The organism is Actinomadura sp. 7K507, from assembly GCF_004348425.1.
Lineage (GTDB): Bacteria > Actinomycetota > Actinomycetes > Streptosporangiales > Streptosporangiaceae > Spirillospora.
Genome location: NZ_SMKK01000004.1, coordinates 49,322 through 72,089 on the forward strand (window position 1 = coordinate 49,322; position 22,768 = coordinate 72,089).

23 protein-coding genes are annotated in these 22,768 nt (G+C 72.5%); 10 read left to right on the plus strand and 13 right to left on the minus strand.

Annotated features, from left to right (window positions below; genetic code table 11):
- The first annotated feature begins 51 nt into the window (after positions 1-51).
- Positions 52-660: a TetR/AcrR family transcriptional regulator gene (locus tag E1285_RS01915; RefSeq protein WP_132147161.1), complete on the plus strand. Its 609-nt coding sequence runs from the start codon at positions 52-54 to the stop codon at positions 658-660.
- 29 nt (positions 661-689) lie between these two features.
- A complete protein-coding gene (locus E1285_RS01920) occupies positions 690-1,148 on the plus strand; it encodes a hypothetical protein (protein WP_207946342.1) in 459 nt (152 codons plus the stop codon).
- A 49-nt stretch (positions 1,149-1,197) separates the two neighbouring features.
- Here E1285_RS01920 and E1285_RS01925 read toward each other — a convergent pair whose 3' ends face one another.
- The 6 genes from E1285_RS01925 to E1285_RS01950 form a co-directional block, all read right to left on the minus strand.
- Positions 1,198-1,386 carry a ferredoxin gene (locus tag E1285_RS01925; RefSeq protein WP_132147167.1) on the minus strand — a complete coding sequence of 63 codons (189 nt, stop codon included), beginning with the start codon at positions 1,384-1,386 and terminating at the stop codon, positions 1,198-1,200.
- On the minus strand, positions 1,383-2,660 hold the full coding sequence (locus E1285_RS01930; protein ID WP_132147170.1) for a cytochrome P450: 1,278 nt from the start codon (positions 2,658-2,660) through the stop codon (positions 1,383-1,385). The genes E1285_RS01925 and E1285_RS01930 overlap by 4 nt, the downstream gene beginning before the upstream one ends.
- 76 nt (positions 2,661-2,736) lie before the next feature.
- Positions 2,737-3,492, minus strand: a complete 756-nt coding sequence (locus E1285_RS01935) for an SDR family NAD(P)-dependent oxidoreductase (RefSeq protein ID WP_132147173.1) — start codon at positions 3,490-3,492, stop codon at positions 2,737-2,739.
- 45 nt (positions 3,493-3,537) lie between these two features.
- A complete protein-coding gene (locus tag E1285_RS01940) occupies positions 3,538-4,377 on the minus strand; it encodes an NAD(P)-dependent oxidoreductase (protein ID WP_132147176.1) in 840 nt (279 codons plus the stop codon).
- 15 nt (positions 4,378-4,392) lie between these two features.
- On the minus strand, positions 4,393-5,754 hold the full coding sequence (locus E1285_RS01945; RefSeq protein WP_207946343.1) for a cytochrome P450: 1,362 nt from the start codon (positions 5,752-5,754) through the stop codon (positions 4,393-4,395).
- An 18-nt stretch (positions 5,755-5,772) separates the two neighbouring features.
- Complete coding sequence (locus E1285_RS01950; protein WP_132147179.1) at positions 5,773-5,964, minus strand: ferredoxin; 192 nt, start codon at positions 5,962-5,964, stop codon at positions 5,773-5,775.
- Between the two features lie 278 nt (positions 5,965-6,242).
- On the opposite strand from E1285_RS01950, the gene E1285_RS01955 reads away from it, so the two are divergent.
- The gene (locus E1285_RS01955; RefSeq protein ID WP_132147182.1) at positions 6,243-7,760 is read left to right on the plus strand and encodes an aldehyde dehydrogenase family protein; all 1,518 of its coding nucleotides are present in this window, start codon (positions 6,243-6,245) and stop codon (positions 7,758-7,760) included.
- A 10-nt stretch (positions 7,761-7,770) separates the two neighbouring features.
- On the opposite strand, the gene E1285_RS01960 is transcribed toward E1285_RS01955, so the two are convergent.
- Positions 7,771-9,144, minus strand: coding sequence for an amidohydrolase family protein (locus E1285_RS01960; RefSeq protein WP_132147185.1), 1,374 nt, complete (start codon positions 9,142-9,144; stop codon positions 7,771-7,773).
- Positions 9,141-10,376 (minus strand): CoA transferase, encoded by a 1,236-nt coding sequence (locus tag E1285_RS01965; RefSeq protein ID WP_132147189.1) that lies wholly within the window; start codon positions 10,374-10,376, stop codon positions 9,141-9,143. The genes E1285_RS01960 and E1285_RS01965 overlap by 4 nt, the downstream gene beginning before the upstream one ends.
- Before the next feature lie 53 nt (positions 10,377-10,429).
- On the opposite strand from E1285_RS01965, the gene E1285_RS01970 reads away from it, so the two are divergent.
- From E1285_RS01970 to E1285_RS01985, 4 genes are all read left to right on the plus strand, one after another.
- Positions 10,430-11,434, plus strand: coding sequence for an enoyl-CoA hydratase/isomerase family protein (locus E1285_RS01970; protein ID WP_207946344.1), 1,005 nt, complete (start codon positions 10,430-10,432; stop codon positions 11,432-11,434).
- A 152-nt stretch (positions 11,435-11,586) separates the two neighbouring features.
- Positions 11,587-12,216, plus strand: a complete 630-nt coding sequence (locus E1285_RS01975; RefSeq protein WP_132147192.1) for a hypothetical protein — start codon at positions 11,587-11,589, stop codon at positions 12,214-12,216.
- Positions 12,217-12,312: 96 nt separating this feature from the next.
- On the plus strand, positions 12,313-12,903 hold the full coding sequence (locus tag E1285_RS01980) for a TetR/AcrR family transcriptional regulator (RefSeq protein ID WP_132147195.1): 591 nt from the start codon (positions 12,313-12,315) through the stop codon (positions 12,901-12,903).
- Positions 12,900-13,379, plus strand: coding sequence for a nitroreductase family deazaflavin-dependent oxidoreductase (locus tag E1285_RS01985; RefSeq protein WP_132147198.1), 480 nt, complete (start codon positions 12,900-12,902; stop codon positions 13,377-13,379). Before E1285_RS01980 ends, E1285_RS01985 begins: the two co-directional genes overlap by 4 nt.
- A 13-nt stretch (positions 13,380-13,392) precedes the next feature.
- Here E1285_RS01985 and E1285_RS01990 read toward each other — a convergent pair whose 3' ends face one another.
- The 3 genes from E1285_RS01990 to E1285_RS02000 all read right to left on the minus strand — a co-directional run bounded on the left by E1285_RS01990 (position 13,393) and on the right by E1285_RS02000 (position 17,168).
- Entirely contained in the window at positions 13,393-14,547 is a 1,155-nt protein-coding gene (locus E1285_RS01990; RefSeq protein ID WP_243722478.1) for a B12-binding domain-containing protein, read from the minus strand.
- On the minus strand, positions 14,544-16,157 hold the full coding sequence (locus E1285_RS01995; RefSeq protein ID WP_243722479.1) for a SpoIIE family protein phosphatase: 1,614 nt from the start codon (positions 16,155-16,157) through the stop codon (positions 14,544-14,546). Before E1285_RS01995 ends, E1285_RS01990 begins: the two co-directional genes overlap by 4 nt.
- A 180-nt stretch (positions 16,158-16,337) precedes the next feature.
- Positions 16,338-17,168 carry a VOC family protein gene (locus E1285_RS02000; RefSeq protein ID WP_132147204.1) on the minus strand — a complete coding sequence of 277 codons (831 nt, stop codon included), beginning with the start codon at positions 17,166-17,168 and terminating at the stop codon, positions 16,338-16,340.
- Positions 17,169-17,368: 200 nt separating this feature from the next.
- Between E1285_RS02000 and E1285_RS02005 the strand changes: the two genes are divergently transcribed.
- The 3 genes from E1285_RS02005 to E1285_RS02015 are packed head-to-tail and all read left to right on the plus strand — an operon-like array spanning position 17,369 to position 20,663.
- On the plus strand, positions 17,369-18,892 hold the full coding sequence (locus E1285_RS02005; RefSeq protein ID WP_132147207.1) for a hypothetical protein: 1,524 nt from the start codon (positions 17,369-17,371) through the stop codon (positions 18,890-18,892).
- A gap of 15 nt (positions 18,893-18,907) precedes the next feature.
- Positions 18,908-20,038 carry a hypothetical protein gene (locus E1285_RS02010; protein ID WP_132147210.1) on the plus strand — a complete coding sequence of 377 codons (1,131 nt, stop codon included), beginning with the start codon at positions 18,908-18,910 and terminating at the stop codon, positions 20,036-20,038.
- Between the two features lie 4 nt (positions 20,039-20,042).
- Positions 20,043-20,663, plus strand: coding sequence for a TetR/AcrR family transcriptional regulator (locus E1285_RS02015; protein WP_132147213.1), 621 nt, complete (start codon positions 20,043-20,045; stop codon positions 20,661-20,663).
- Positions 20,664-20,774: 111 nt separating this feature from the next.
- Here E1285_RS02015 and E1285_RS02020 read toward each other — a convergent pair whose 3' ends face one another.
- Both E1285_RS02020 and E1285_RS02025 read right to left on the minus strand, forming a co-directional pair.
- Positions 20,775-21,983 (minus strand): N(5)-(carboxyethyl)ornithine synthase, encoded by a 1,209-nt coding sequence (locus tag E1285_RS02020; RefSeq protein WP_207946345.1) that lies wholly within the window; start codon positions 21,981-21,983, stop codon positions 20,775-20,777.
- A 204-nt stretch (positions 21,984-22,187) separates the two neighbouring features.
- Positions 22,188-22,658, minus strand: a complete 471-nt coding sequence (locus E1285_RS02025; protein WP_165966416.1) for a CBS domain-containing protein — start codon at positions 22,656-22,658, stop codon at positions 22,188-22,190.
- Positions 22,659-22,768: the final 110 nt, after the last annotated feature.

Sequence of the window (22,768 nt, forward strand, 5' to 3'; positions counted from 1 at the left end):
AGGCAAAACCTACCTACTGTGCGTTCAGTAGGTCTTCTCGGAGGTGGTCTGGTGACCGACCAGCGTCCCTACGCCACGCTTCTCGCGAAGGGCGAGGAGCGCAGGCAGCGGATCCTCACGGCCGCACAACGGCTGCTGAGGCGCCACGGCTGGCGCGGCATCACGCTCGGGCAGATCGCCCGCGAGGCGGGGGTCAGCCCCGCGGGCCTTCTGCACCACTTCGCCTCCAAGGAGCAGCTGCTGCACGCGGCGCTCGACGTGCGCGACGAGTACGACGAGGCCAGGCTGCTCCGGGAGGGTGACCTCATCCAGCAGGTTCAGTCGGCTGCCGACCGGTTCCGGGACACCCCCGACCTGGTGGGCATGTTCGCCGTCCTGCTGATGGAGAACCTCGATCCCGAGGCGCCGCTGCACCAGCGTTTCCTCGGCAGGTACCGGTCCGCGGTCGACACCGTGGCCGAGGGCATCCGGCGGGGGCAGGGCTCCGGACGGTACCGCGCCGATGTGGACCCGGCCGTCAAGGCGGTGGAGATCGTCGCCTTTCTCAATGGGATAGAGACATCATGGCTGCTCGATCCTTCGATCCCGCTGACCGAAGTGTTCAAGGAGTACACCGGATCGCTCTCCCGGCAACTCGCTCAGCCCCCCGATGCCGTATGAGGTCCCAGCTCGTGGTCATAGCCCCCGGCATGGCCGAGGTGGTGCGGTACGCGGGCGGCTGGCTGTTCGACCGGGGAATGGCGGGCTGGGACGTCGTCGTCCTCACCCCCGACCGCGGCGACCCGCGGCCGCTGCGGATCCTCGGCGCCCACGCGGCCGACCTGGAGTGCGCGCTGGCGTCGCCCGTCCGGGGCCGGCGGCCGCAGGCCCTGTCTGTCTGCGCCGGCCTGTACGCCGCCGACGAGCGCGTGCGGCGGATGGTGATCGAGGCGCTGGACGGGGGGCGGGTCGAGGTCACCCTGTGGGGCGACCCGTGGCCGGCGGAGCTCGATCCGGTGGCCGCTCCCGTCCCGCACCGGCTGAGCGTGGCCGCGCGCGCCTTCAAGGCCCGGGCGATGGGCGCGGCCGCCTGCCCGCTGGGCGGCGGATGCGAGCCGACCGAGATGTTCCGGCGCGGGGAGTTCGTCCGGACCCTCGGGAACGTCTGAGCCGCCGGAGGGCGCGGGGAGCCACCTCCCGCGCCCTCCGGCGGCCCGGTCAGGTCTCCGAGATGGCCCGCTCGGGGCACTGCGCGATCGCGGTGCGGACGTCGCCCTCGGACCCGGCCGGCACCTCGGGCGTGCGCACGAACGAGTAGCCGTCGTCGTTCAGGTCGAACACCTCCGGGCACAGCGCGCAGCAGATCCCGTGCCCCCGGCACCGGTCCTCGTCGATGGCGACTCTCAAAACGTGAACTCCAGGCTCAGCCGGGTCAGGCCCCGCAGGATGTAGGTCGGCAGGTAGTGGTAGCGGCGGGCGCCCGCGGGGCCGTGCTCCCGCTCGGAGATCCGGATGCCCGCGGTGCGGTCCAGCAGCCGCTCGATGGCCACCCGGGCCTCGGCGCGCGCCAGCGGCGCGCCCGGGCAGGTGTGCGGCCCGCGGCCGAACGCGATGTGGTGCCGCGCGTTGCCGCGGCCGGCGTCGAAGGTCAGCGGCTCGTCGAAGTGGCGTGGATCGCGGTTGGCGGCGCCGTTCAGCAGCATCACGGTGGTGCCCGCGGGGATCTTCACCCCGCCCACCGTGGTCGTCCTGCGGGCGAGCCTGAAGTCGCCCTTGATCGGGCTCTCGGCCCGCAGCGTCTCCTCGATGAAGCCGGGGACGAGGGCGGGCTCGCCGCGCAGCCGCGACTGCAGCCCGGCGTCCTCACCGAGGATCTTGAACGCGCTGCCCAGCAGCCGGACGGTGGTCTCCTGCCCCGCGGCGAAGACGTTGGACGCGACCCGCACCACGTCGCCGACCTCGGGCATGGAGCCGTCCGGGAACGTCGCGGTGGCCAGGCCGGTGAGGACGTCGTCGCGGGGCTCGCGGCGGCGGTCCTCGATGTAGGCGGTGAAGCGGCCGTACAGGAACTCCAGCGGGGACTGCGCCAGCTCCCCCTCGGTCCCGCCGATGCCGCCCCCGGCATGGGAGCCGCGGTTGATCGACCGGGCGAAGTCGTCGCGGTCCTCCTCGGGCATGCCCAGCAGGTCCGCGATGACCAGCACGGTGAACGGGGCGGCGAACCCGTTGACGGCCTCGCCCTCCCCGCCGTCGAGGAACGAGTCCAGCAGCCCGTCGGCGAGCCGCCACATCAGCTCCTCGTTCTCCTTCAGCCGCCGCGGCGTGATGAGCCGCATCATCAGCGAGCGGTGCGCCGAGTGCAGCGGCGGGTCCATCGTCGGCAGCTGGTCGCTGAACGGCAGTTCGTCGCGGTGCTGCTCGATCAGCTCGCCGACGTCGTCGCCCCGGTCGTCCAGCGGGACGGGGAAGCCGGGGAAGGGGCCGGTCACCGACGTGCACGAGGAGAAGCTCTCCACGTCGTTGTAGATCTGCACCGCCTCGTCGTAGCCGGTCACCATGAGCACGCCGTGGTGCCGCTCCCGCTGGACGGGGCACTGCCCGCGCAGCGCCTCGAAGTAGGGATAGGGATCGGCGACGAGTTCATCGCCGCGGAAGAAGTCGAGCTCCTCGAAGTCCTTCACCGGACAGCCTCCTCGGTAACGGGCCCGCTATCGCATGATAGCGCGATTCTCTATAATGAGAATAGCGTTTCCAAGGTCAGGTGTTGCGGCCGCCGTTGACGCCGATCACTTGCCCGGTGACGTATCCGGCCTCCTCGGAGGCGAGGAACGCGCAGGCGGCGGCGATGTCCTCGGGCGTCCCGGCGCGCCGCACCGGGGTCAGCGCGGCGATGTCGTCGACCGAGGCGCCGAGCATGCCGCCGTCCGCGGAGTCGCGCAGCATCGGGGTGTCGATGAAGCCCGGCGGGATCGTGTTCACGGTGATCCCCTTCGGGCCCAGCTCCAGGGCGAGGGCCTTCGTCCAGCCGATGAGCCCGGCCTTCGACGCCACGTAGTGGGTCATGAGCTGCTGGCCCGACTGCGCGCTGGACGAGGAGATGTTCACGATCCGGCCCCAGCCGGCCTCCTCCATGCCGGGAACCACGGCCTGGGCGCAGTAGAACGGCCCGCTGAGGTTCACCGCCAGGATCCTGTCCCAGAGGTCGTCGGTGATGTTCATGAACTTCTTGAACCCGCTCAGGCCGGCGTTGTTGACCAGCACGGCCACCGGCCCGAACGTGTCGCGGACGCGCTGGACCACCACGTCCACCTGGGCCCGGTCGGACACGTCCGCGCCGCCGAAGGCGGCCGCGCGGTAGCCCTTGTCCCCGGCCTCCGCGGCGACGCGCTCGGCCGCCGCGGCGTCCAGGTCCAGGACGGCGGTCGCGAAGCCGTCCGCGGCGAGCCGGAGGGCGATCGCCCGTCCGATCCCGGACCCGCCACCGGTCACCAGCGCCGTACGTTGCCCGCCCATATGCGTGTCAGTCCTCTCCTGAGGCCGCTCATCCCGGTCGGCCGTTCAACGGTCGCCGGGAAGGCCGGCGCGGGGATGCTTCATGATCTCCAGGGTGGCGTCGGCGGCGTCCAGGACGCTGCCCGGCCGGGCGCCGGCCGCCTCCGCGAGGCCGGCCACCAGCTCCACGTCCTTGCGGAGCAGCGGGCCGGCGTGCGCGGCGATGCGGTCGAGCGTGCCGCCGCCGGCGAGCACCCGTTCCAGCGCGAAGCCGCCGGCGCTGCCCCGGGTGATGACCTCGCCGAGGCGTCCGGGCGGGACCCCGAGCGCCTCACCGAGCGCGAGCGTGCTCACGGCCGTCGCGAGGTTGGCGGTGAACAGCAGGTTGTTGAGCAGCTTGGTGATCTGCCCGGCGCCGACGTCGCCGAGGTGGACGACGGGGTCGGCGTAGGACTCGAACACCGGGCGGCAGCGCTCCACGGCCCCGGCCTCGCCGCCCGCCATCACCAGCAGCCGGCCTTCGGCCGCGGCCGGGCCGCCGCCGCTCACCGGCGCGTCGACCAGCGTGACGCCCTGCGCGGCGGCCTGTCCGGCGAGGCGGCGGCAGGTGTCCGGGTGGACCGTGCTGTGCACGGCGACCACGCCGCCGTCCGCGAGCCCCGCCAGCACTCCGCCGTCGCCGGTGAGCACCTCCTCGACACCGGCGTCGTCCACCACGCACACGCACACCAGGTCGCTGGCGGCGGCCAGCCCGGCGGGAGAATCGGCGATCTTCGCGGGGGTGTCCGCGAACGCCTCCACCGAGGCGGGCCGGCGTCCCCACAGCGTGGTCGGGTGGCCCGCCCCGATGATCTTTCGCGCCATCGGCGCGCCCTGGCTGCCCAGGCCGATGAATCCGACTCGCATCAGTGCGCCTTCACCTCAGCGTGTGATGTCCGCTTCGGACTTCTGCTTGGTCACCGGCTCGGCGAGCCGCTGCTCATCGATGACCCGCTGGACGGTGTGCAGGGTCTCCTCCAGGCCAGGGCCGAGCCGGGGCCCGGGTGTGAAGGTCGCCGGCAGCTTCTGCATGCCCTGGATGACGCCGATCGTCTGGTAGTGGACGGCGCCCTCCGGGTCGCAGCGGAAGTCGGGCATCCGGTCCAGCACCTGGACGACCATCCGCTTGAACACCGTGCGCGCGAGGTTGGACCCGATGCAGCGGTGGATGCCCAGGCCGAACCCCAGATGGCGGTTGCCCTTGCGCTCCAGGTCGACCCGGTTCGGGTCGCTGAAGATCGCCGGGTCGCGGTTGGCCATCGCCCAGGACAGCCAGACCCGCTCGCCCTCCTTGAACTCGGTACCGGCGATCTCGCAGTCCTGCTTGATCGTGCGCCCGTCACCGGGGGCGGGCGTGAAGAAGCGGAGGAACTCCTCGGTCGCGGGGTTCAGCAGGGTGTCGCGCTCGCGCGACAGCCGCTCCCGTTCCGCGGGGTTGTCCGACAGCCACTCCAGCGCGTGCGCGGTCAGCGCCGTGGTGGTGTCCAGGCCCCCGCCGATCAGCAGCGCGAGCACGCCCAGCAGTTCCATGTCGTCCGGGTTCCCGCCGTCGATCTCCGCGCGCACCAGCGCGTCGATCAGGCCGGGCCGGGGGGTCTCCCGGATCGTGACGATCTCGGTGAAGACGTCCCCGTACAGCGCGCGCTGCTGCTCCCGGACCTTGGCCATCTCGGGTGTGTTCGGCGGCGTGTAGACCGACGCGTGCGTGGGCTCGCTGTACATCTCCCACTTGTGCACCGAGATGCCCAGCATGCCGAGGGTGATCACCGCCGGGACGACGTTGGCGAGGTGGTCGACGAAGTCGATCTCGCCCGTCTCGATCCGTTCGTCCAGCGAGGCGCGCACCAGCTCGTCGATGACGGGGATCCACCGGTTCACCGCTGCGGGGGAGAGGTAGGGGTTGAGCGCCTGCCGGTAGTGGCGCTGTTTGGGCGGGTCCATCTCCAGGAAGCCGCCGCACACCGGCGGCGACGGGTCCGGGGCCGGGATGGTGATGCCCTTGTACCCGTGGCCGAGCGAGCCGTTCACGTCGTGCTCGTTGGACAGGTGCTCGGAGGCCCGTGCGATCTCGAAGACCTCCTGGGCGCCGGCGGCGACCCAGTGCCCGTCATAGGTGTCCGACCAGGCGACCGGGCACTTCTGCTGCATCTCCTGGGTGATGGTCTCGAACTGCTCGCGGTACTCGGGCGTGTGCCGGTCGAAGTGGTATCGCTTCGACTTGCGGTCCTCGTCGTGCACGCTCACGGTGCTGTCCTCCGGTGCTCAGGAGATGGTGATCGCGCGTTCCGGGCAGGACCGGGCCGCCTCGCGGACCTTCTCCTCCTGGTCCGCGGGGACGTCGGGGTCGACGACCGAGGAGTGCCCGTCGATATCGTCGAGCTCGAACGAGTCCGGAGCGATCATGGCGCAGAGCGTGTGTCCCTGGCAGCGTGCCGCGTCGACCTGAACCTTCACGGACTTCCTCCCTGTCACGGTTCGTTTGGGGCGTGCGAGCCGGTGCTCCGCGGGTGCCGTGCCTCGCACGCCGCCCGCAACGCCGGAAGAATCCCCTTTCCCGATTCGAGAATCATACTCTCGCACCGGGTCCGTCCGGAAGGCCCCGGCCGCCGCCGGACATGGCCGTCCACCGAGGGCGGCCGGCGGCCAAGCTAGCCACAGAAGAGAGTTCGCCGGGCTTGAATTCATAATTCTCACACAGGAGAATCTAGTTCTACCTGATGTGAGGAGGCGGAATGCGATCTCAGGATGAGGCGCCGGTCGCCGCGGGTTCCGCGGGATCCGGCGGCGATGGACGGGACCCGGCGGGAGATGCCGGCCGGCGCCTGCTCATCGACGGCGCCCTGGTCGGCGCCGAGCGCACGTTCGCCTCGGTCGGCCCGGCCACCGGCGAGGTCGTCGGGCACGCCCCCGACGCCACGGCCGCCCAGGCCGAGGAAGCCGTGGCCGCGGCACGCCGCGCCTTCGACGGCACCGGCTGGGCCACCGACAGGGACCTGCGCGCCCGGTGCCTGAACCAGCTCTACGAGGCGCTGACCGAGCACAAGGAGGAGCTGCGGGAGCTCACGATCGCCGAGGTCGGCGCGCCGCGCGGGACCACCCACGGCGCCCAGCTGGACGAGCCGGTCGAGACCGTCCGCTACTTCGCCGAGCTGATCCGGGACCTGCCCTTCACCGAGGAGCTCGGCGAGATCGAGGCCCGCGGGCGCCGGCACCGCCGGTGGGTGGAGAAGGAGGCGGCGGGGGTCGTCGGCGCGATCATCGCGTACAACTACCCCAACCAGCTCGCGCTGGCCAAGCTCGCGCCCGCGCTCGCGGCGGGTTGCACGGTGGTGCTCAAGGGGGCGCCCGACACGCCGCTGGTCACGCTGGCGCTGGGCGAGCTGATCGCCGGGCACACCGACATCCCGCCCGGCGTGGTGAACATCCTGACCTCGTCGGAGGCGGCCGTCGGCGAGGTGCTGACCACCCACCCGGACGTCGACGTGATCACCTTCACCGGCTCCACCGCCACCGGCAGCAAGATCATGGCCGCCGCGAGCGGGACGGTGAAGAAGGTGTTCCTGGAACTCGGCGGCAAGTCCGCCATGGTGGCGCTGGACGACGCCGACTTCGACGGGGTCGCGCTCGCCGCGGCCTTCACCGTCTGCTCGCACGCCGGGCAGGGCTGCGCGATCACGTCCCGGCTGCTGGTGCCGCGCGCCCACCACGACGCGGTCGCCGAGAAGGTCGCGGCCATGCTCGGCCAGGTCACCTACGGCGATCCCGCCGACCCCGCGAACTACATGGGCCCGCTGATCAGCGAGCGCCAGCGCGAGAAGGTGGACGCCATGGTGCGCCGGGCCGTCGGGGACGGCGCGAAGCTCGTGTGCGGCGGCGAGCGGGTGGACCCGGGCTTCTACTACACCCCGACCCTGCTCGCCGGGGTCGACCCCGACAGCGAGATCGCGCAGGAGGAGGTCTTCGGGCCGGTGCTGGCGCTCATCCCGTACGAGGACGAGGACGACGCCGTCCGCATCGCGAACAACTCGCGCTACGGCCTCTCCGGCGCGGTGGTCAGCGCGAGCGACGAGCGCGCGATCGCCGTGGCGCGGCGGATCCGCACCGGCACGCTCAGCATCAACGGCGGCTACTACTTCGCGCCCGACGTCCCCTTCGGCGGGTACAAGCAGTCCGGCATCGGCCGCGAGATGGGCCTGGCCGGCCTCGCGGAGTTCCAGGAGCACAAGGCGTACGCGGTGGTGGTGCCGTGAGCGGGCGCGGTCAGCCGGGCTGGGCCTGGAACAGCCGGCCGTCCGCGATGGTCGCGCGGACGTTGGCGGCGGAGAGCCGCCTGAGCGCCTCGTCGAGCGGGACGTGCAGCAGCACGAGCCCGGCGGCGTCGCGCGGCGCCGTGAGATACGAGCGGAGCGCGGTCCGCGCCGCGACGGCCTCGCCTCGCCCGACGACCGCGCCCGACCGCGCGGCGCGGTGGACGGCCGCGTCCATCACCGCCCAGGGGTCGAGCGGGCCGTACGGCGCGTCGCTGGACAGCGCGACCGGCACCCCCGCCTCGACCAGGCTCCGGCACCGGTAGAGGTCGGGCAGGTCCCCGGCCGGTACGTCGCGCAGGTAGTCGTCCCCGCGATCGGCGATGAACCCGGGCTGCGTGACCACGCGCAGCCCGCGCCGCGCGAGGTCCGTGACGCTCTCGCCGGGGATGAGCGCGCCGTGCTCGACGCGGTCGCCGTCCAGTACCCCGGTGTCGTCGAAGGCCGCGAGGAGGAGCAGCAGCGCCTCGCGGGTGACGCAGTGCACCGCGACGGGCCGCCCGCCGCCGTGGGCGAGCCTGATCCGCCCGATCAGATCGTCGAGGGACGGCAGCCCCGAGTCGGCCAGGACGATCTTGTAAGGGCCCGTGCTGACGCGCGGGTGCCGGGTCCGGCCGCCCAGCGGCACGCCGAGCAGGCGCACACGCTGGGGGAGCGCCCCGTCCCCGACGGCCTCCTCGATCGACCCCATGGCGGTGTCCGCGAGGTCGGGCGTCGCGTCCGTGACGGCGGTGACGCCGAACCTTGCCAGTTCCCGCCCCACCGGGCCCAGGTCCATGGGACGCGGCGCCGGGAGGCGGGCCCGGAGCCAGCCGTCGGCCCGCCACAGCCGGCCGGTGGGCCGCCCGCCGGCATCGCGCTCGATCCCCGGATGACCACCCGGCTCCAGTCCCGCCTCCCGGACGGCCGCCGAGTTGAGGACCCACAGCGCGCCGCTGCGATGCTGCACTCGCACCGGCAGATCGGCCCGCAGGGCGTCGAGCGCGGCGGCGTCCAGGTCGCCGGCGACGCTCTCGGCGTAGCCGACCCCGCGTACCCAGCCGCTCTCGTCGGGCACGGCGTTCCGCAGCGCCGCGGAAAGCGCGTCCCGTCCGGTCACGGAAGGCGGCCCGCACGGAACCGAGCGCCTCCAGGCCGCCAGCGCGTGCAGATGCAGATGGTCGTCGCGCAGCCCGGAGATCAGTGCGCCCCCGCCGCACTCGATGACCCGCTCGCCGGGCCGCCGCTCCAGCCCGCCGCCGACATCGGCGATCGCCGCGCCGGCCACCCGGACGTCGGCGCGCTCCCGCCCGCCGATCTCCGCGTCCCGCAGCAGGAACCCGCTCATGGGACGGGAATACCGAGGTCGGCCAGGACCTCGGCGGTGTCGTGGCCCATCGCGGGGGCCGCGCCGGACGGTTCGCGTCGTGCCGGATCGGCGACCGGGACGGCTCCCGTCCCGGTATCGACGAGCCAGGCGCCGCCTCGCCGGACCGCGGGCGGGCTGGGAGACGGATCGCCAGGAGGGAGCGTGGCGGCGACGACATCGCGCATGGAGACGTCCCACAAGACGCCCGCGCCGTCCGATGGGGCGGTCGCCGCCAGGCTCGCGGCGGTCAGGCCGGTGAGGGGGTCGGCGATGGCGTCGCCGCAGAAGAGCGGAGTGCCGTCCCCGTCGCGGCACACCAGGCCGCCGCCGGCCGCCACGTCGTCGCCGAAGCCGACGCGGCCGTCGCCGCGGCCGAACGCGGTGATGGAGACCCAGGTGGTGCCCGCGGCGACCGCGGCCTCCGCGTCCAGGCCGAAGCGGGCGAGAGCGCGCGGGCGGGACGCCTCGATGACGATGTCGGCCGCGTCCACCAGCGCGGCCATCGCACGGCGTCCGGCCGGGTCGGCGGGATCCAGCACGACCGAGCGGTGGCCCGCGTGGAGCAGATCGTAGAAGCCGGTATCGCCGCGCCGTGCCCCGTCCGGGCGGCTCGGGGTCTCGACCTTGACGACGCGCGCTCCGGCCAGCCCGAGCAGGTGGGCGCACAACGGCCCCGCCCACAGGGCGCTGAAGTCGACCACCAGCGCGCCGTCCAGGGGACGGGGCGACAGCGGGCGCGGGACGCGCGGTGCGGCGGGCGGAGTCCGGACCGGTCCGGCGGCGACCCCCAGGAGCGCGGCACGTTCGGCCAGCTCGGCGCCGCCGTGATCGCGCAGCCAGGGGACGAGGACCGGCCAGGGGTCTCCGTCCACCTCCGCTCCGGCGAGCGCGCCGAGAAGCGCGGGGTCGTCGGGACGGGCACAGGAGATCGCGGCCCAGCCGTCGGCCGTGGGAAGCAGCCGGCAGGCGCCCCCGGCGGACGTGCGTCCCCTGCGCCGCTGACCGGTGAAGGCGGCGCGTTCGGACAGCAGGCGGGCACCGTCCAACCCGAACCGTTCCCCCAGGCGGGCGGCGACCGCGGCCGCGTTCCCCGGCGGGACCAGAGGCGGCCCGGCGGGGTGGCCGCAGAGAGGCGGCACGCCCGACGCCGCCCAGGTCAGGAGCGGCTCCGGCGCGCCCGCCCGCGACGCCTCGATCTCGCCCGGCGGCATGGCCCGACGATACACTCCGGTCCCTGCAGTCACCCTGGCGAGAGGGACCGGCCGTGCACATCTCGATCGCCGACCTCGCGGACGGCGCGGCGGACCAGCCGCTCCTCGACCCGGAGGGCGGCGTGCGCGACCCGCTCGCGGTCGTCGGGCTGGGGCCCGCCGAGCCCGGCGTCGTCGAACGCGCCGTGCGCCGGGCCCGCGAGTGCGACCGCATCCTCGTCGGCGTGGGCTCCGGTGATCCGAGGCTCGCCCGCGCACTGGATCTCACGTTCGGGCCGGGCGGCCGGGAGACCGTCGCGGCCGGCGACCTGGACGGCGTACGCGAGGCCGCCGCACGCAACCCGCGGGCGGCCCTGATGCTGCGCGACGTCCTGCGGACGACCGAGAGCCTGCCCGTCCACGCCGCCCTGGACGTCGAGTCCTACGCCTACTCCGCGCTGCTCGGCGGGGCGGAGTTCGCGGGCTGGCTGTCGCTGCGCGGCCCCCGCCCGCTCCCGCCCGAGGCCGCCGAGCCCGTGCTCGTGACGCGGGACGGCGACCGCCTGTCGGTCACGCTGAACCGGCCGGAGCGGCGCAACGCCTTCGGACGGCAGCTCCGTGACGCCCTCGTGGACGCGCTGACCGTCGCCATCGCCGATGAGGACGTCACGCTCGTCCTCCGGGGAGAGGGCCCCGCGTTCTGCTCCGGCGGGGACCTGGACGAGTTCGGCACCGCCCCCGACCTCGCGACCGCCCACCTCGTCCGGACGCGAGGCGGCGCGGGCCGCCTGATCCACCGCCTGGCCGGCCGCATCGAGGTCCGCGCGCACGGGCCGTGCGTCGGCGCGGGCATCGAGCTCCCCGCCTTCGCGGGGCGGGTCACGGCCCGTCCGGACACGACGTTCCGGCTGCCCGAGGTGTCCATGGGCCTGATCCCGGGGGCGGGCGGGACGGTGAGCATCCCGCGCCGCATCGGCCGCTGGCGGACCCTGTACATGGCGCTCACCGGTATCCCCGTCGACACCGGCACCGCGCTGGCCTGGGGCCTCATCGACGAGATTTCGTCCGCTGCGGAGTGAGCGACCTCTGTTCCGGTTCGCCGCATGGCCCTGGAGCCTTCGTGCCGCGCCTCCGGCGGCGCCTGACGCCCGCCGAGTCGGTTGGGAACGGACATATCGGGTAGTCCTCGCCTGAAACATTGGACTATCGCCTGGTCAGGAGGGGGATACTCATGACTGGGACAATGCGAGCGCCCCGCAGCCGCGGCATGCTCAGCGGTCTTCTGCTGGTGCTCCTCGCGATATGGGGCGGGCTCATACCGTTCATCGGCCCGTACTTCAACTTCGGCTTCGGTTCGAGCGAAGCGTGGGTCTACAGCGCCGACCGTCTGGTGCTGTCCATCCTTCCGGCGATCGCCGTCGGCCTCGGCGGGCTGATCCTGATGACCGCGGCGAACCGGCCCGTGGCCCAGTTCGGTGGCTGGCTGGCCGTCCTCGGCGGCCTGTGGTTCGTCGTCGGCACCACGATCGCCGCGCTGTGGAACATGGGCGTGGGAGCGCCTCTCGGCGGCGAGGTCCGGCAGGTCGCCGAACGGATGTCGTTCTTCGAGGGCCTCGGCGCCGTCATGGTCCTGTTCGCAGGGCTGGCGCTGGGACGATTCCTGGTGGTCGGCGTCCGCGAGGCGCGGCGGGCGGAGCGGGAACACCGTCCCGCCGATGACCGCACCGTCGCCGACGACCGCCCGGAGGCGACCGCCGTCCCGGCGCAGGGGCGCAGGCGAGGCCCCTTCCACATCGGACGGCAGAAGACAGGAGCCTCGACGGGAGAGGAGCGGCACACCACGCCTTCGCGAAGAGGCTGAGAAACGTCTCGCGATCGGCATCGGCCCGCAGCCCGCGCAACGGAGAGGGCTGTGGGCCGAACATGTGGCCAGCGCGGTCCGTGCTAAGTTGCTCGTATGACCAACTTGGCCGATCGGCCAACTTCTTCCCGCGGCGATCGCCGCCGGCAGGAGCTGGTGGACGCCGGGATCGCACTGCTGGGCCGGGAGGGGTGGCCGGGCGTCTCCACCCGCGCCGTGGCCGAACGCGCCGGCACCAACCCGGGCTTGATCCACTACCACTTCGGCGGGCTGGCCGGGCTGCACGCCGAGATCTTCCGGCAGGCCACGGACCTCATCATCGGGCCCATGGTCGCCGAACTCCTGGAGGCGCCGGACGAGCGGGCCGCGCTTGCGGCGACGCGAAGCCTGCTGGCCCGGACCCCGGCCGAGGAGCAGGTGACCCGGCTGGCGGCCGAACTGATCGTGGGCGCGATGCGCGATCCCGCCCTGGGCGTCGTGCTGCGCGATGAGCTTCGCCGGGCCCGCACACAGATCGCGGACCGCCTCCGGCGGTCGCGTCCCGGCTGGCCGCGGTCGCGGCTGACCGGGGTGGCCACCCTGATCGCCGCGTCGATCGACGGGCTGCTGCTGCACCAGATGATCGACGGCGAGCTCCCGGCCGGCGATGCCCTGTCCGCGGTGGGGGAACTGCTGGAGGAACCATGAAGATCGTTGCCAGGCCCGCCCCGCCGACCGGCCTGCGCCGCCGGTTGTGGCGGTCGCCGATCCGGTTGTACCGCATGGGGCTGGGACCGTTGCTGGGCCGCCGCGTCATGCTGCTCACGCACACCGGCCGCGTCTCGGGCCGGCCGCGGCAGGTCGTCGTCGAGGTCGTCGACAAGGACGAGGACGGCTACGTGGCGGCCTCCGGATTCGGCCCCCGAGCGGACTGGTACCGCAACGTCATGGCCGACCCCGACGTCACACTCCAGATCGCCGGGACGAGGTTCCCGGCGACCGCCGCCCCCGTCGCGACCGACGAAGGCGCCGAGATCATGGCCCGGTACGCCCCCCGCCACCCGGCCGCCGCCCGGCGGCTGTGCAAGCTCATGGGCTTCGCCGTCGACGGCAGCGTCGAGGACTACCGCGAGGTCGGACGGAACATCCCCTTCGTACGGTTCACACCACGGCCCACCACCTGAAACGCCTCCCTGGTCATGGGGTGCTTCCCGGGCCAGGTCCTTCCGCATCCCCCTCCAGGACGCGACCGGAATCGCCGCGACCCGTGTTCGGCAGTCGTTCCCGCACCGCGGCATGGGCGCGCGAGATCAGGCCGGTGGCGCGCGGATAGCCGCCGACCTGCTCGTACAGCAGGTCCAGGGCGAGCAGGAGGCTGCCGGGTGGGACGCCGCGGGCATCGAGGATGTCGACCGTCCACGTCATGAACTCGGTGAACAGATCGGGAACGTCCAAGTACAGGGCCGTTCCCAGGAACTCGACGATGTGGGAGATGTCCTCGGCCATCCGGTTCCGCTGCTCGTCGGTGTAGCGGGCCGTCTCCGGGGCCCGCGCCCGCAATCCGCCCAGCACGTGCCGGATCAGCTGCGGAGCCTCCCGGGTGACGTGGGCGTAGGCGTGGTCGGCCAGGTGCGGCAGGTCGTCGATGACCCGGTGGACGGGCTTCGGCTTGGGCAGCGGGCCGCGCGCCAGCCGGTCCGCGGCGGCGCGGGCGTCGGGGGCCCACGCGTCCGCGCCCAGCAGGGCGGCGTAGCGGCCGTCGTGACCGTAGGCGCCGCCGCCGACCAGGACCGGCGTACCGGTCGCCTGGCAGGCGGTGACGGCCGCGTGCGCGGCCGGCAGCCGGGTGGCGATCGAGGACGACAGCGCCACCGCGGCGGGGCCGGTGCGGTGCACGTGGGAGATCAGATGCGGGGTCGGCACCTGGGCGCCGAGGTAGTCGACCTGCCAGCCGCGCAGCCGCAGCACCTCGGCCACGAGCCGGGCCGGAAGAGCGTGCCACTCGCCGTCGATGCAGGCGACCGCGATCCGGCCGCGCCGCTCCGCGGTCCCCGCCCGCCGCCGGACGGCCGGATGCTGCGCGACCGCGCCGATCACGCGTTCGTTGACTGCCGTGGCGCTGTGCTCCTGCGCGACGGTCATCCGATTGGCCGCCCACTCGCGCCCGACCCGGGCCTGCAGCGGCGCTATGACGTCCAGCATCAGGACCTCCGGATCCATCCCCTCGTCCAGCGCCGCCGTCGCGATGTCGGTGGCGGCGTACTCGTCCCCGGCGGTGACGGCATCCCAGAGCGCGGCCGTCCAGGGATCCGTCCCGGGTTCACCGCCGCACGGCCCCGCCGGGCGGTTCACGCGGTGCCCCTCGCCCGGTCCGCGGCTCCGGACGGCGAGCCGGACGCCGCGCCGGGAGCGGTGATCGCGACCACCGCCATGTCGTCGTGCCGGCCGGCTCCGACCCACTCGGCGGCGAGCATGTGGACCCGCTCCACCAGCGCCTCCGGGTTCATGCCGCCGCACCGGCCCAGTTCCGCGCGCAGCCGCTCGTCGCCGAACATCTCATCGCCCAGCGGGCCGCCGACGGCCTCGGTGATGCCGTCGGTGTACATCAGGCAGGTGTCGCCGGGGTCGAGTGCCACCTCCGCGGTCGTCGAGTCGATCTCCTGGAGCACGCCGATCAGCGAGCCGCCGGTGGGGGCCGTCTCGACCGTCCCGCCGGCCCGGACGATCAGCGGAGCGGCATGACCGGCGCTGGTCAGCCGCAGCCGCACCCGCGATCCCCGCCTGCGGGCCGAGGCCAGCACCAGCGTGGCGAACCTCGTCGAATCGGTGTGCAGCAGCGCCCCGTTGAGCAGTTCCAGGACGCGCCGGTGGTCGCCCGCCATCGGCAGCAGGGCCCGCAGCGTGGTGCGGATCTTGCCGGTCAGCACCGCGGCCTCCAGCCCCTTGCCGCACACGTCCCCCAGGACCACCAGCGGCTCGGTCTCCGGATCGGCCGTGCCGCCGGGGTACACGTCGTAGAAGTCACCTCCGACCAGGTCCTCGTCGCCGGCCGGCCGGTAGCGCGCCGCCAGCTTCACCCCGTCCAGCTCGTGCGTGCCGGGCGGCAGCAGCTCCCGGATCAAGGTCGCGGTGATGGACGCCTGCTCGGCGTACAGGCGGGCGGCCGACAGCACCGCGCCGGCACGGCCCGCGAAGAGGCCGGCGGTCAGTTCCTCACCCGGTGAGAAGGCCTCCCCGCCGGGCCGGCGCAGCAGCACCAGCGCCCCGGCCGGGACGCCGTGACCGGGGAGCGCGAGCACGGTGATCGCGGCGGGTCGCCCCGGCATGGCACGCGCGATCCAGGCGGGAGCGGTGTCCGGATCGATCCAGCGCGGGGCCACCGGCGGAAAGCCCCGCATCGCGTCGGCCAGGCTTTCGACCTCGTCCGGGTCGATGAGCAGTTCCTGGTGGTCGACGCTCCCGTCCGGCCCGCAGGAGGCGACGGGGTGTCCCCGCCCGGAGTGCGGGACGATCACCACCGCCGCCTCGGCCAGGTGCCGGGCGGCCAGCCGCGCGGTCACCTCCATGCACCGTTCCAGATTGAGCGATGCGAGCAGTTCGCCGGACGCCTCGGCGAGGAACGTGGTGCGCTCCCGCTCGGTGACGTCGACCAGCCACCAGATCGTCGGCGCGGGGAACCCCGGCGCCCCGCTCTCCGGAACCGAGCGGGCCTCGAACAGGCGGTCGCCGATCGGCCCCGCGGCGACCGTGCCCGTATCGGTGAGACCGGCTCGCGCGGCCGTGGAGGCCGCGTCGAGTGACCGCTGGGCCTCGGCGAGCCATCCCGGCAGGGCGCCGGCCGGTGGATCACCCGGCGGCACACCCAGCAGCAGGCGCGCAGCGTCGTTCAGCTGGACGACGCCCCCGCACCGGTCGACGGTCAGAACCGCGCAGGGAGCGGATTGCAGCACCGTATCGAGCACGTCTCGGGCGCCGCCTTGGCGCCGCGCCGGCTCCATCACCCCACCGCCTCCGGCGGGACTCTGCTACCCGGCTCCGAAAGTGCTCGCCGATGCCGCCGAACCGTACGCGCGGACATCTCCGGACCGTCCCCACTGATGTCACTGTTACACCCCTCACCAGGAAGAACGCCTCCGCCGGGTTCAGTGGTCGCCGGCACCGCCGTGCGAGTCCTCTCGCGGATGCGGGGCGATGACGCCGAAGCGAGCGCCGGTAGGGTCGGTCATCAGCGAGATCCTGCCCGCGTCGATCCTGGTCGGGGGGAAGCGGATCCGGGCGCCCATCCCGGCGGCCCTGGCGGTCGCGGCGTCGCAGTCGGCGGTCTCGAAATAGGGCGTCCAGTGAGATGGGTGGTCCGCGGGCCACTGGTCGTCCATGGGGGCCATACCGGCCACCAGTTGACCCCCGGCCCTCCATCGGGTGTAGGAGAAGCGCGGGTCGTCGAGACTCTCCGCAGACCAGCCGAACACCGCCCCGTAGAAGCGCTCGGCCTCGGCGGCGTCGCGGCAGCGCAGTTCGACCCAGCGTGCGGCGGAGCGGTCACCGATCAAAGCCGTCTCCCCGGAGGGCCCCGGCTGCCAGACGCCGAACTCCGCCCCCTCGGGGTCGGCGAACAGGGCGATGCGCGCTATGTGAGCGATGTCGGTGGGGTCCACGCGCGCTTGCCCGCCCTCGGCGAGAACGGTCCGGACGGAGGCGTCCACGTCGTCGACCCGGAAGTAGCAGGTCCACGACGGGGGCTGGGTGTCGTCCGCGAGGCCCTGGACACCGGCGACCCCGAGCCCCGGCGCGCCGTCGATGAAGACCTCGTAGTCGCCGAATGTGTCGCCGCTCAGCGTGTAGGAGTCCCAGCCGAAAAGGCCGCGATAGAACGCCTTCGAGGACTCCAGGTCGGGACTGGCCAGATCGGCCCACGACGGCATTCCCTGCATGTCGACGTAGCGGCGTCTGTACCACCCGGTCGCTGCGCGCATACCCGTCAGAGTAAAGGCGCATACCCCATGGAATCGGAAGGCGCACCCCTGGGAGGAGGCAAGATTCCGCGCCCCGGCCGGGCTGGGCCGCTCGTGTTCCCTTGCGGGCCGCCGGGAGTCCCGAGTGTGGGAGGAACTGTTGACGCGCCGTCCCTCCAATCATACATTCACTCATGGTGTGTATGAATGGAGGATCCGGGATGGGACGAAAGACGGCCGTGGTGCTCGGCGGCAGCGTGGCGGGGCTGTGTGCCGCAGGAGTGCTCGCGAGGCACTTCGACGAGGTCATCGTCCTGGAGCGGGACCTGCTTCCGCAGGACGCGGAGCATCGCCGGGGCGTTCCGCAGAGCAAGCACCCGCACTTCCTCCTCAACTCCGGGCGCCGCGCGATCGGCGCGATCTTTCCCGGGTTCGAGGAGGCGCTGATCGCCGCGGGCGGGCTGCACCTGATGCCGTCGATGGACGCGGCCTACTGCGAGAACGACGGCTGGGCCCCGCGCAAGTCCGGATCGATGACGATGGTCTACAGCTCCCGGATGCTCATCGAACGGGTCCTGCGCGACAAGGTCCGCGAGCTGCCCGCCATCGAGATCCGCGAGGGCGTGACCGTCACAGGGCTCCGTTCCACCGGGGCCGGCACCACGCGCGGACGCGTCGACGGTGTGGAGTACCGCACCGCCGGCGACGACGAGGGCTACCTGGCCGCCGACCTCGTCGTCGACGCGCTGGGCCGCGGCTCCTCGGTCGTCGACTGGCTCGGTGCGGCCGGCTGGTCCGCGCCGCCGGAGAAGACCCTCGACGCCAAGGTCACTTACACCTCGCGGTGGTACGACCTGCCGCGCGCCGACCGGCGCCCGGAGTCGTGGTGGTGGAAGCACCTGGTCATCACGCCGACCCAGGACACCGGCGACCATCCCGAGGAGCACGAGTTCCTCAGCAACTTCTTCCCGATCGAGGGCGATCGCGCCATCGTGTGCATGGGATCGTGGGGCATCGAGATGCCGCGCAAGGCCGACGCGTTCGAGGCGGGTGCGGACCGTGTGCGCGCCGCGACCTTCGGCCGCGCGACACGTGCCTGCACCCCCGCCTCCCCGGTGCACCTGACCCGTGCCACCGGAAACAAGTGGCGCCGCTTCGACCTGCTCGACGTCCCCCCGGTCGGGCTGGTCTGCATCGGCGACTCGATCTGCGCCTTCAACCCGTTCTACGCGCAGGGGATGAGCTCGGCCGCCCGCTCCGCACTCATCCTCGGCGAGCTGCTGGGCAGCCGCGACACCCTCGGCCCCGCCTTCGTCCGCGAGTTCCTCGACCGGCAGAAGAAGTCCCTCGACGTGCCGTGGATGCTGGCGATGGCCCGCGACCAGGCCTACGACTTCGCGACCGGGAGCGAGGTCGCCGCTCCCTGGCGCCGCAAGCTGGCGGCGCGCATGAGCTGGCCGATCTTCAACGCCATCAACGCCACCAGCCGCGAGGACGCCTACGTCGAGCAGACGTTCGCGAAGGTGTTCAACCTCGACAAGTCACTCAGGGAGATGGCCGCCGACCCACGGTTCTGGTTCGGCATCGTGCGCTACAAGGTGCGCCAGCGGCTCGGCCGGACGGTCGTGCCCGGCGGGTTCGACGACCAGCGGGACCCGCCCGGCACCGACTTCACCGGCTACACCGGCCCGGAGAGCGCGTCGTCCGCCGGGACCGGCCGCGGCGGCGACCGCGTCGACGTCTGATCCGGGAGGCGAGCAATGGACCACACCTGTGACTCGGCGGCCGAGCGCCTCGCCGAAGGACTCGGCTTCTCCTGCCATGACGCCCACCCGGTGATGACCTTCCGCAACCCGTTCGGCCTTGAGAACGGCACCATGCTCGTCCTCGAGCTGCTCATCATCGGCGGCGCGGTGTTCGCGCTCGTCCACGCGTGGCGGCGGTGGAGGCGCGACGGCGACCCGATCAACATCTCGCTGTGGTTCGCCTCGGTCGTCTACCTGGCCGTGATCGAGCCGCCGCTCTACTTCCCCGGTTGGTTCGGCCTGGAAGAGCACGTCGGGTTCATCTTCTCCCACAACGTGTTCACCGTGCAGTTCATGTACGACCGGCTGCCGCTCTACATCGTGGCCTTCTATCCGGCGCTGTCGCAGCTCGCCTACGAGCTGGTCCGGGCCCTCGGCGTCTTCGCCCGGCGCGGGCCGCTGCTCGGCTCGGTCGCGGTCGCGTTCGCCTGCCAGGTCTTCTACGAGGTCTTCGACCACCTGGGCCCCCAGCTGAAGTGGTGGGCGTGGAACCCCGGCAATGCGATGATCAACCAGCCCGCGTTGGCCTCGGTGCCGATGAACAGCATGCTCATGTTCGCCTCGGTCTCCTTCGGCGCGATGACCTACCTGGTGGTCCGGCTGGTCGGGGACAAGGACGGGCGCGGCACCCTCACCGGCCCGCAGATCAGCTGGCGCACCGTCGTCGCCGGCGCCGCGACACCGCTGGCGATGATCATCGTGAGCGCGCCCAGCGGCGCCTTCCGCGGTGAGGACCAGCTGGGGATCCAGCGGGCCATCCTCACCGCCGAGCTCGCCGTGGTCTGGATCGCCGGCCTCTACCTGCTCGTGGACGCCTGGCGCAAGGTGCGCGCCGGCGAGGTGACCGCCGTGGCGTCCCCGCTGTTCGCGCGGACCTACCCGGCGGCGTACCTCGGCGTCCACGTCGTCCTCTGGGCGACGGCCCTGCCGGCGTACTTCGGGTCGACCGGCGGCATCACCGAGCACGGAACCCCGATCGGCAGCCTGTGGTACGCCACGCTCTGCACCGTTGCCGCGACCCTGTTCATCGTGGTCGCACTCCGCGCGACAACGTCACAACCCACCGCACGGCCTGTGCGATCCTAGGACCATGTCGCACCACGGCTGGGGAGGTCGTCCTCCCGGGTCAAAAGCCGAGGCCCGGCAGCGCATCATCGACGCGACCGCGAGTTGCCTCGACAGGCACGGCGTCGCGAAGACGACCCTGTCCGACGTCGCCAGCGAACTCGGCATCACCCGCCAGACCGTCTACCGCCACTTCGACCGGATCAGCGACATCATCGGCGAGGTGGCGGCCCAGGGCGCGGAATCGTTCGTCGATCAGATGGTGGCCCACCTCCAGGGGATCAGCGATCCGGCCGAGGCCGTGGTCGAGGGCATGGTCTTCTGCGTACGGACCATCCCGACCGAGCCGCACCTGAGCCTGCTCCTGCAGATCGGGGACTCCGGCGCCTTCGGCCGCGGGGCCACCACCGGGGACGCCATCGCCTACGGCGCCCAGATGCTGAAGCGCTTCCCGGTCGACTGGGCGACCGCCGGCGTCGCCGACGACGACCTCCACGGCCTCGCCGAGATCATCATGCGCCTGCTCAGCTCGCTCCTGCAGCACCCCAGCGAGCCGCCCCGTGACGAGACCCGGCTCCGGGCACTCCTCCACCGCTGGCTGGCCCCCGCACTCCTCCAACCATCATCAACAGCCCACGGCCACTAAAGCGCGATCCTTGAATTACGGCGACCGGACGAGCCGAGCAAACGACGAACGAACATGAGTGCCCGTCCGAAGCATGTCCCACCCGGGCCGGGGACGGTCGCCGTCGGCGCCTCAGGCCGGCGGGCTCAGCGTGTGCGGGTACTCGGCGGAGCGATGCTGGAAAGCCAGGACGGCGGGGTTCCGGACCACGCCGTCGCGGATCTCGATGGCGCGCCGGATGGTCTTGTCCGCGTCCCAGGCGGCGGGTCCCGCGAGAATCGTCGACAGGTGCGGGATCAGCGCCTGGCTGATCTCCCAGGTCGCGGACTCCCACAGGTAAGAGGGGCTGTGGTCGACGCCGTAGTAGCGGATGTCGTGGCCGACGTTGAACATGGGCTCGGCGAACGTGGTCGGCCGGGCCCATTCGAAGCCCATTCCCGCATCGCAGGAGACGTCGACTATGAGGGTGCCGGGGGAGAAGAGCGGCAGGTCGTCGTTCGTGGCGAACATGAGCGGCGCTCGGGTGTCCTGCAGCACGCAGTTGACGACGATGTCGTGCCGGGCGAGGAAGGCGGCCACCGCGATCGGACCGTCATCGGTGAGGGCGAGGCTGCCCGCCGGGTCTTCGGGGTCACGGTCGAAGTGGACGATGTCCGCCGAGTGGATGGGCGAGCCGACGGCGCTGACGCCCCGGTGGGTCAGGACGTGGACGTCGTGGACGCCGTGGGCGTTGAGGGCCGTGACCGCGCCCCGTGCGGTCGCCCCGAAACTGATGACGGCGGCGCGCCGACGCCGGCCGTAGGCGCCGGTGGAGCCGGTGAGGGCGAGGGCGTGCAGGACGGAGCAGTAACCGGCGAGCTCATTGTTCTTGTGGAAGACGTGCAGGTTGAAACCGCCGTCCGACGTCCAGTGGTTCATCGCCTCGAACGCGATCAGCGTGAGCCGTCCGTCGATGGCGGCCTGGGTGAGCTCCTGATCTTGGACGCAGTGCGGCCAGCCCAGCAGGATCTGGTTCGGGCGCAGTTCCTTCAGGTCGTTGGGCGACGGCTTGAGCAGCAGGACGATGTCGCAGTCGGCGATGAGCCGGTCGCGGGGGAGTAGCCCGGCGACCTGGGGGGCCAGCCGCTCGTCCGGGACGCCGAAGTTCTCGCCGTAGCCGCGTTCGAGGTAGATGCGTGACCGCAGGTCCGGATCGATCCGCTGGAGGTGCAGGGGGTGAATCGGCTGCCGGTGCTCGTTCTCCTTGGACGTGTGCGCCAGGACGCCGAGGCTCAGGCCGGTCCCTGCGTTCTTGTGCGTCGGCTGAGCGCCGACGCGATGGGGTTCACTCGAGATCGGCACAACGACCCCTTCCGGGGGTAAGCCGGTGCGGCGAGTCAGCCTCAGGGCTGGATGTCGCGGTTTCCCGGCCCTTGCGACTTTACGTCACGCAGGTACCCCTGCTCCCCGGTCAGCCCGCCCCAGACGACGATCATGAAGGTGCCTCACGGATCTGAGGCGGGGAGCTTCCCCGCGCGACGGGCCGGACCGCGAGCGGGCGGCTGGTCAAGGCGCTGTACGGCGCTGATCGTTCGTCAGCAGGCGGTCGAGCAGTGCGTACCAGCTCACCGCGCCCAGGACGCGGCCGTCGTCGGCGACGACGGCCGCGAGGGGGCATCCCGTGCTGGTCATCGAAGCCGCCGCCTCCAGGACGGTGGCGTCCGGGCTCACCGCCGCGGGTCCGCGGTGTCCGCGGTGTCCGCGCGGTAGACAGTCCCGCACTTTTCGCCCGGCGCACTCGGCCAGGAAGTCGTCGGCATGCCCCTCGTCGATCACACGTGCCAGCAGTGCATCTTCGCCCACGTACGACGGAACGACCGAACGCAGCACCTCGGTCACCGACAGCACGGACATCAGGTGGCCCTGGCCGTCCACGACAACGAGACCGGGAACCCTCCGCCGCCACATCGTCCGGACCGCGTCCAGCACCGGATCGTCCGGCCCGACGACCGGAACCTCGTCAACAAGCTCGCGCACCCGCACCGGAACCCCTGCCCTCGCGTTGCCCGAGGTCGGCCGACCTCAGACGCCGACCAGGCTTCCCGGCACTCCACCCGTCACTGTAGAGCCCTAGGGGGTCAGACCGC